Source organism: Candidatus Methylomirabilis sp. (assembly GCA_036000645.1).
Taxonomy (GTDB): Bacteria; Methylomirabilota; Methylomirabilia; order Methylomirabilales; family JACPAU01; genus JACPAU01.
On the sequence record DASYVA010000064.1, the window covers coordinates 1 to 8,857 of the forward strand.

Annotated in this window: 8 protein-coding genes; 2 read left to right on the forward strand and 6 right to left on the reverse strand. The window is 71.9% G+C overall.

All coding sequences use genetic code 11. The features are described from left to right. From VGT06_03970 to VGT06_03985, 4 genes are all read right to left on the reverse strand, one after another. The coding region (locus VGT06_03970) for an ABC transporter permease subunit (GenBank protein ID HEV8662289.1) at positions 1 to 1,338 on the reverse strand (1,338 nt) is incomplete at its 3' end. A 2-nt stretch (positions 1,339 to 1,340) separates the two neighbouring features. Next, complete coding sequence (locus tag VGT06_03975) at positions 1,341 to 2,366, reverse strand: extracellular solute-binding protein (protein ID HEV8662290.1); 1,026 nt, start codon at positions 2,364 to 2,366, stop codon at positions 1,341 to 1,343. Between the two features lie 67 nt (positions 2,367 to 2,433). Beyond that, entirely contained in the window at positions 2,434 to 4,038 is a 1,605-nt protein-coding gene (locus VGT06_03980; GenBank protein ID HEV8662291.1) for a C45 family peptidase, read from the reverse strand. Further along, positions 4,035 to 5,420: an MmgE/PrpD family protein gene (locus tag VGT06_03985; protein ID HEV8662292.1), complete on the reverse strand. Its 1,386-nt coding sequence runs from the start codon at positions 5,418 to 5,420 to the stop codon at positions 4,035 to 4,037. Before VGT06_03985 ends, VGT06_03980 begins: the two co-directional genes overlap by 4 nt. 272 nt (positions 5,421 to 5,692) lie before the next feature. Here VGT06_03985 and pdxA point away from each other — a divergent pair, with 272 nt between their 5' ends. Further along, positions 5,693 to 6,718 (forward strand): 4-hydroxythreonine-4-phosphate dehydrogenase PdxA, encoded by a 1,026-nt coding sequence (pdxA, locus tag VGT06_03990; GenBank protein ID HEV8662293.1) that lies wholly within the window; start codon positions 5,693 to 5,695, stop codon positions 6,716 to 6,718. Positions 6,719 to 6,731: 13 nt separating this feature from the next. After that, the gene (locus VGT06_03995; GenBank protein HEV8662294.1) at positions 6,732 to 7,157 is read left to right on the forward strand and encodes a CopD family protein; all 426 of its coding nucleotides are present in this window, start codon (positions 6,732 to 6,734) and stop codon (positions 7,155 to 7,157) included. Between the two features lie 88 nt (positions 7,158 to 7,245). Here VGT06_03995 and VGT06_04000 read toward each other — a convergent pair whose 3' ends face one another. Together VGT06_04000 and VGT06_04005 are read right to left on the reverse strand one after the other, a co-directional pair. Next, complete coding sequence (locus VGT06_04000) at positions 7,246 to 8,385, reverse strand: MFS transporter (GenBank protein ID HEV8662295.1); 1,140 nt, start codon at positions 8,383 to 8,385, stop codon at positions 7,246 to 7,248. 67 nt (positions 8,386 to 8,452) lie between these two features. Further along, on the reverse strand, positions 8,453 to 8,857 hold a 405-nt coding region (locus tag VGT06_04005), incomplete at its 5' end, for an efflux RND transporter permease subunit (protein ID HEV8662296.1).

Here is an 8,857-nt window from a genome sequence, read left to right on the forward strand (position 1 = left end):
GAGGTAGGCGACGAAGATGATCCAGATCGTCCCGTAGAGGAGAAGCGGCGGGCGGGAGTAGGCCTTGAAGAGGCCGATGGAGAGGACGATCCCGGGGATGGCGAGCGGCGCCGTCGCCAGGAAGCCGAGCAGGCGTGAGCCGGCGAGCAGCCGCCGCTGGGCGATGTAGGCGATGGCCCCCATCAGGGCGGCGGCAAGCGTGGCCGTGATTGTCGCCAGCTCCAGGGTGTTAACGATCGCGGAGCGGGTCGGGTCGAACTCGAAGATGACGTAGCGGAAGTTGCGCAACGTCAGGTTCTGGAGGGTCCAGCCCAGTCCCCACGCCTTGGCCAGTGCGGCCCGCAGGAGGGCGAAGTAGGGGAGGCCGATGGCGAAGAGCAGGACCAGGCCGCAGGCGCCGAAGGCGGCCCAACGCCAGGCCCCCAGGCGGACCAGGGGTGCCGCCGCCGCGCGGCCCCCGACGGTCGTATACGTCCGCCGGCCCATGACGCGGCGCTGGAGCCACAGGAGGCCCGCGGCCACCAGGAGCATCGGCATCGCGTACGCCGCGGCTACTTCCACCTGGGGCGGGTAGTGGAAGAAAGCCCAGATCTGCGTGGTCATGACGTGGAAGCGGGCGGGGATGGCCAGCATCGCCGGCGCCCCAAAGAGGACCAGGGCCTCGAGGAAGGTGAGGATGAAGGCCCCGAGGATGGCCGGCATGGCGAGGGGGAGGGTGATCGTCCGCATCACGCTCCAGCGCCCGGCGCCCGCGATGCGCGCCGCGTCCTCCATGTCGGCCGGGGTTGCGGTGAGGGCGGCGCCGGCCATGATGAAGACCACGGGGAAGGTGTAGAGGCTGGTCACGTAGATCAGCCCCGCCATGGAGAAGATGTTGAAGAGGGGTTGCTCCGAGCCGGTCAGGGTGCGGTAGAGGACGTTGAGGAGGCCCGCGTTGGGGCCGGCCAGGATGACGTAGGCCGTGGCCCCGAGGAAGGAGGGGGTGACGAAGGCGGCGATGCTGAAGGTGCGGACGAAGGCCTTCCCCGGCATGTCGGTCCGCGCGGTGAGCCAGGCCATCGGCGCCCCGATGAGGACGCTCAGGATCCCCACCGCGGTGGCATAGATGAAGGAGTTGAGGACCGGCCCCTGGTAGATGGCCTCGCCGAAGGCCTCGACGAAGTTCCCAAAGGTAAAGCCGGCCGACGACTGGAAGGCGGTATAGACCAGGATGGCCAGGGGGGCGACGACCAGGACCGCGAGGATCGCCGAGTTGACGAGCCAGACCAGCGGCGTCCAGTCCACCCGCCGCCGGACCGCCAGCGCGGTTGTTCCCGTCCCGGCCGCCGCCCCCGCCATCGTTACACTCCGAACAGCTCGCGGAACTTCTTCTTGATCTCCTCGTCCCGCTTCTGCATCTCCTCCGGCTCGACCTTGATCAGCTTCAGTTCCTTGAGGGGGCGCTTGCCCTTCGGGTAGGTGACCTCCTCGTTGGGGACGTACAGGCCGTCATCGGCCATGATCTGCTGCGCCGTCTTGCTGAAGAGGAAGTCGGTGAAGACCTTGGCGGCGTTCGGGTGCGGCGCCTTGACCAGGATCGCGTTGGCCGACGAGATGAACGGCGCGCCCTCCTCGGGGAAGACGATCTCGACCGGGTTGCCCTTGACTACCGTGCGGTAGAAGTTGTACTCCCCGGCCACCCCGACCCAGGCCTCGCCTCCCGCCAGCTTCATCGGCGGGTCCTCGGCCGACTGGACGACCAGCGGGTTGTTCTTCGTGAGCGCGGCGTAGTAATCCCACCCGCCCATGACGCCGAGCAGACCGGTGATCCCGGTCATCACGACGCCGCTGTAGCCGGGATGGGCGTGGACCAGCTTGCCCTTCCACTTGGAGTCGGTGAGGTCCTTCCACCGCTTCGGGGCGTCGGCCTTGCTCACGTTCGTGGTGTTGTAGGCGATGACGTAGGGGGTGCCCCGCAGGACCGTGTAGTACCCGTCCCGGTCCCGGAAGCTGGGCTGGAACTTCTCCGCCCCGGCCGGCAGGTACCGCGTCAGCATCCCCTTCTGCTGGAATTCCAGGAAGTGGGAGATGTCGGACGTGTGGACCACGTCGGCGATGGCCAATCCGGCCGAGGCCTCCTGCATCAGCTTCTGGAAGATCCGCTGCGAGCCGTCCCGGTTCAGCTCGCAGGTCACCCCGATGTTCTGCTTGTTGAAGGCGTCGCAGACCTTCTGGGCCACCGACAGGCCGAGCGACGAGTACCAGACGACCTTCCCTTCCTTCTTCGCCGCCTCCAGGACGGCTGGATCGGCCGCCGCGGCTGGCCGGAGGAGCCCGAGCGCCAGCGCGGTCGCGGCCAGGACGGTGAGGATTCCCCGGTATCGCATGCAGATCCCTCCTCTGGTGGGCGCTGCTGTTCGCGGCGGCCCCGCCCGCGCCCGGGCGGGACCGCAGTCAATCGCTCTCTTCGGCGCCGAAGGGGAGAACCCGGACGTCCTGCTGGCGCAGGACCTCGCGCGCCCCGTCGGCCCGCTGGATCGTTACTGCGATCTCCCGTGGCACGGGCCCGGTCCCGAGCAGGAGAAGCCCGCCTCCCACCGCCCCGGCCCGGACCCGGACGTGCGCAGGGAAGGGCTGCTGCGCTGCCATCGGCAGTCCCTCCGCCCGCGCCGATACGGTGACGGTCTCGGCGAGGCCGTTCAGGATCTGGAAGCGGAGGACTACCTCCTGGCCGGGTGCCACCCGGACCTCCCGCGGCAGGCGGGCGGTGAGACCGTCCCCTGCGGCCGCCTCCCCCTGCGCCGCCAGGAGGGCCAGGCTCAGCACTCCCTCCTCGAGCGCCGGCTGGAGCGCCGTCGCGAGCATCCGGTGGGCCTCCTCGACCCTGCTTGGGCCCGCGATCGCCCGGGCGACCAGGAGCGCTTCTTCCCCCGCCTTGTCCAAGCGAGCCTGGATCCGGGTGAGCGCCTCCGCGCGCGCGTCCGAGGACAACCCGGCCTCGATCCGCTCGGCGAGGGCGAAGAGGGCGCCGTCCCCGAAGGCGGCCGGGAGATGGGTCAGGTGCGGCGACAGGGGGAAATAGGGGGTGGCGCAGGGGGAGCCCACCCCGGCCCACAGGAGGGCGAGGGGGGCGCCCCCCTCGCGCGGCACGGCGACGGTTCCGCTCGTCAGCGTGGACCAGAGGGCGCCGTGGTTGCAGATGCTGCCGCCGTAGACGAGCGCCGCCTCTTCTGCGGCGTGCGTGCGGGCCAGCCTGCGGAGGAGCGCGAGGTCCACCTTCCCCTCCCGGCCATCCAACCCGGCGCCGGCCTGGGCGAGGCGCGGTCTGCTCGATTGGGTGAACAGGTGCCGGCCCCCCTCCTCGTCGTGGGCGCCTTGCAGCACCTGGAAGTGGTTGGTGCGAACCCGCACGCCATCCTCCACGAGTTCGGACCAGAGCCGCCGGGCCGTCGCCTCGACGACCAGGCCCCGCCCCCTCCCGTCCAGGCAGAGGAGATTGAAGCCCCCGGCGCGCGGCAGACTCTCCAGCAGCGGGACGATCTCCTCGAGGGCGCTCGCCTCCTCCAGGACCTTCCGGGCCAGCACCCGGTGCCCGAGCCCGGAGCGATGGGTCTCCCGGCTCAGCACGCTGTTGGTGGCCACGGCGATTCCGGCCGCGTTCAGCCCGAGGGCCACCGTGTGGTCCCCCACCGCCGAGGAGGCCAGGAAGCGGTGCGCGCCCGCCGGCGCCTCGACGCGCCAGTCGCCGAGGAAGGCCCGGAGGTGATCCCGGTTCTTGTGCAGGAAGCCGCCGCGGTCGTGCGTCGCGGATCCCACCGCCAGGATGTTGGTGCACCCGTCCGGCACGCCGGGCAGGTCTGTGGCCAGGTTCAGGGCGAGCAGCCTCTGCTCCGGCAGCCCGGTCCGCCTCGCCTCGGCCGCCACCGCCGTGAGGAGGGCCGGGCAGTGCCGGGCCGCGGTCCGGACCCGCCCGCGCAGGGTGGCGCGAAACTCCCGAGGCTCGATCCGGCGGACCAGGGCGTCAAGGAGTCCTACCGCCTCCTGGAGCGCCGCCGTCACGACGTGCCTCGCAAGGCCGCAGCCGCGGCGGCGGCGTCCGGCTCCGCGCCGAGCTTTAGCAGGCGGCCGAGGGCCTCCTCCACCTGGAGCGGCGGCAACGCCCTTGCCGCGTTCGTCCGGAACTTCTCCGCCAGCTCCTCGGGCGAGAAGGACATCTCGGGGCCGCCCCGCGGTGCCTCCTGCATCTCTTCCAGGACCCCGCCGTCCTCGAGCATCACCCGCACGTGCCCCGTGAACCGTTGCGGGTAGGGGAGGCTCGGGTCCACCACGTAGCGGACCTTCTCGGCGACCGCGAGGATCCGCGGGTCCCTGACCTTGGCGTCGGTGAATCCCTCGACCCCGGCCTCGCCTTCCACCAGCACCAGGGCGATGCAGTAGGGCAGGCTGAACTTCGCCCCGTAGGGGGTCGCCGGCCGCCGCTTCTCCGCCAGCGGCTCCCAGAGGCGGTGGACCACGCCCTCGGGGGTCCGGCAGAGGATCTCACGGATGCCTGAGGGGTCGAGGTGCGCCTTCGCCCGGAGGCGCGCCGCGCAGTCCATGTAGGGCTGGTTGATGGAGCCGCAGGGGTAGGCCTTGAACATGAGCCTGAGGATCGCCCACTCGCGGCCGAGGTTGTCGCGGAGCCGCGCGAGGCGTCCGGGGTCGGGGGCTTCCCCGGCGAAGGCCCGGAAGAACCCGTGCGTCCCTTCGAAGACGGTCCGGGGCGCGGTGAACCCGGCGCGGGCGAGCAGGACCGCCGTGAGCCCTGCGTGGGCGGCCCAGCCCGGATGCAGCCGCTTGCTCCACGAGCCGTCCGCCAGGTACTCAATGATCCCGCCCGCCTGGCTCCCGCAAAGGCCGAACGCGGTGGTGAGTTCGGCCGCACTCAGTCCCAGGAGGTTCCCCGCCGCCGCCGCCGCGCCGAATGGGCCGCAGAGCGCTGTCGGGTGGAAGCCCCGCCGGTGGAAGGCTCCCGGGGCCACCAGCCCCACGGCGGACATCACCTCTACGCCGGCGGCGATCGCCGCGAGGACCGCCGCCCCCGGGGCCCGGTGCGCTTCCCCAACGGCGAGGGCCGCCGTGGCGCAGCAGCACCCGGTATGGACGATGGCCTCCTCCAGGGTGTCGTCGTAGTCCAGGCCGTGGGCCAGCGTCCCGTTGGCCAGGACCGCGTTCGCCATCCCCACCCGCTGCGTCCGGCCCCAGAGGGTGGCCTCGGGCGGGCCCCCGAGGCGGAGGGCCACTTCCTGGACGCTGCGGGCGAAGTCCTCCGGGGCCGCGGCCAGCGCGACGCCGGCCGTGTCCAGGAGGAGGTGCGTGGCCTTCTCCGCCACCTCAGGAGGCAGGGTGGACGGGGTGAGGCTGGCAGCGAAGGTTCCCAGGGCCTCGGCGAAGGTGGCCATCCATCATCCCCCGTGGGAAGCCCCTGGAGAGACTCGCCCTCCCGTCCAGGCCCGCGGCACGGGCGTCCTGCTGAAGCGTCTCCGAAGGCGGGGATCGTCAGGCGTGTGCAACGCCATACCACGGCGCACGCCGGACAGTCAACCGGAAAGCCCTGGCAAGTCTGCGGCCTCCCGACAGGTCGAGGCCCTGAGCAGGGGGATTCCTCCGTCCCTTTTCCGGACGCAGGCGGCGTGCTACGATACGCCGGTCTTCAGCGGGGAGGCACCAGGGAATGCCCATCCGACCCATTGTTGGCATCACCATGGGGGATCCGGCCGGCATCGGCCCAGAGATCTGCCTCCGGACCGCGGTAGACCCGCGCGTGCAGCGGGCGGCCGTGCCGGTCATCGTCGGAGACCGGGGCGCGCTGGAGCGGGTCCGGGCGGCCTCCCGCGTCAGGCGGCGGATCCGGCCGGTGGGCTCGCCAGCCGAGGCTCGCGGGGACGGCGCCGTCGAGGTCCTGGACCTGAAGAACGTGGACCTGGCCGCCTGCCCGCTCGGCGTGGTGTCCGCGGCGGCCGGCCGGGCGGCTGTGGAGTACGTGTTCAGGTCCATCGAGCTGGCCACGGCCGGCCAGATCGCCGCCGCCGTCACGGCGCCCCTGAACAAGGAAGCGATGCGCCAGGCCGGGTTTCCCTACGACGGCCACACGGAGATCTACGCCGAGAAGACCGGGACCAGGGACTACAGCATGATGCTGGTGGTGGGCCGGCTCCGGGTCCTGCACGTCTCCACCCACGTGGCCCTCCGCGAGGCGGTCACGCGGGTGGCGCGGGAGCGGGTCCTGACGGTCATCCGGCTGGCCGGCGTGGCGGCGCGGATGCTGGGGGTCCGGGCGCCCCGGATCGGCGTGGCGGGCCTGAACCCGCACGCAGGGGAGGGGGGCCTCTTCGGCCGGGAAGAGATCGAGCAGATCACTCCCGCCATCGAGGCGGCGCGGGCCGAGGGGTTCGACGTCCATGGCCCGATCTCGGCCGATACGCTCCTCTACCGGGCCCGGCGGGGGGAGTTCGACTTCGTCGTCGCCATGTACCATGACCAGGGTCATGTCCCGCTGAAGCTGATCGGGTTCGACCGGGGGATCAACGTGACGGTAGGGCTTCCCATGATCCGGACCTCCGTAGACCACGGGACCGCCTTCGACATCGTCGGGACGGGGAAGGCGCGGCACGCAAGCCTGGTGGCCGCGACCCTCCTCGCCGTCCGGATGGCGCGGCGCTGGCGCCCGGCGGGCGGGTCCACGGCAATGCCCGCTTGAGGGGAGGAGCGCTGTGCTCGACACCCTGATGCAGTGGCTCCACCTCGGGGGGGTGATCATCGGAGTGGGCGGTGTGGCCTTCGCGCGCTTCGTCCTGATCCCGACGGCGGCCGCCCTGCCACCGGAGCAGCGGGCCCCGTTCATGGCGAGGATCGGCGCGCGGTTCAACCCCATCCTCTGGGCCGCCATCGGGGTCATCCTGATGAGCGGCCTCTACAATATGCTCTCGTCCCTTCAGGCCGGGGTGGATGTCCGCTACCAGGCAGTCCTGGGGCTGAAGGTTCTCCTGGCCCTCGCGCTCTTCACCATTGCCTTCCTGATCACCCTCCCCTTCCCGGCGCTTGCCGGAATGCAGAAGCAGCGGCCCCGCTGGCTGCTGGTGAACCTCACGCTGGCGACCATCATCGTCCTCCTCTCCGCCGCCCTCCGCCGGATGTAGCGAAGCCCCGCCGCAGGTCGCGGGCCCGGGCTCTCGTGGCCGTGGGACGGCGTCCGCCTGCACGGTTCCCGCCTGCGCGGACGGGCCCCTACAGGCGGCGATAGCCGAAGAGGAAGCCGAGGGTGCCGGCGGCCGCGATGGCGGCGGCGGCGCCGAACATCGCCGGGAAGCTGGAATGGGCCAGGAGGACTCCGAGGAGGACGGAACCGGAGCCGATCCCCAGCTCCAGGGCCGCATAGAAGGTTGCCATGGCCCGGCCCCGCTCGGCGGCCTCCACCCGGTCAACGGTGAGGGCCATCAGGGCCGGGTGGGCGGCGCCGAAGCCGATGCCATAGAGGGCGCCGGCCAGCAGGAGCCATCCAGGGGAGCTCGCCACGGCGAGCGTCGCCATGGCCGCCGCCACGAGCGTCATCCCCGGCAGGACCACCGCGGCGCGCCCCACCCGGTCCGAGAGGAGCCCCGCCTGGGGGCGAGTCAGCACCAGGAAGGCGGCGAAGACCGCGAAGAAGAGGCCGGGGTTTCCCATCCCGACCTGCCGGCCGAGCAGAGGGAGGAAGGAGGCCACCGCCCCGTAGGTGACGCACAGGGTGAGCATCGCTCCCGCCGGGAAGAGGGCAGCCCGGCTGAGGAGCGGCGCGGCCGCGGGCGGGGCAGTGCCGGCCGGCAGGGTCTCGCGCACCCCCGTCGCCAGCAGGGCTGCCCCCAGCGCAACACCCCCCGCGGCCAGAAAGAGTCCCCCGAAGGTGCCGTCCGAGGCGAGCCAGATCCCCAGGACCGGCCCGACCGCCATGGCCAGGTTGGCCGCCAGGCCGAAGTAGCCCATGGCCTCCCCACGCCGGGCGGGGGGGGCCAGGTCGGTGATGACGGCGCTGGCGGCCGTGGTGAAGCAGCCCATTCCGGAGCCGTGGAGCAGGCGGAGGGCGAGGAGGCTCCCCACGGTCCGGGTGAGGTGGTAGGCCGGCGAGGCGACGAGAAACACCGCCGCCCCGAGGAGGAGCATCCCTTTCCGCCCCCGGCGGTCGATGGCTCGCCCCACGTGGGGCCGCACGACCAGGGAGGTCAGGGCGAAGGCCCCGATGATGAGGCCAATCTCCGATTCACCCATGCCGTGCTGCAGGGCGTAGAGGGGCAGGGTGGGGAGGAGGAGGTAGAAGGAGAGGAAGAAGAAGAACGTGGAGAGGCAGGTCAGGACGAAGCCCCGCGTGAGGAGGAGCGGCCGGGATTCCACGGCCGGAGGGGCGGCGGGTAGGGTCATAGTTGCGTGCGCGCGGCTGAGCTGCGGTGGGGAGGCCGGCTCAGGACCCGGAAGGCGTTGAAGGGGGACGGCCGTTCGCGTACCGGGAGAGCCCCCAGGAGACGCGCGCCCGCACAGCCCGGAACGACGCCCAGACCCGCCACTCGGCCACCCAGGTGAAGAGGCGGGCGCCCCCCAGGTCGTCGAAGGTGCTGTAGACCACGGGCGTGATCAGCAGCGTGACCAGCAGGCAGAGGGCCTGCCCCCCCACGACCACGATGGCCATGGAGGCGCGGGCTGCGGAACCGTCCCCCCGCCCCAGCGCCACCGGCAGCATCCCGGCGATAATGGCCAAGGTCGTCATCAGGATGGGGCGCAGCCGTGCCCGGTCCGCCTCCAGCTGGGCCTCGTACCGGGGCTTCCCCCGCCCCCGCAGGACGTTGGTGTAGTCCACCTGCAGGATCGC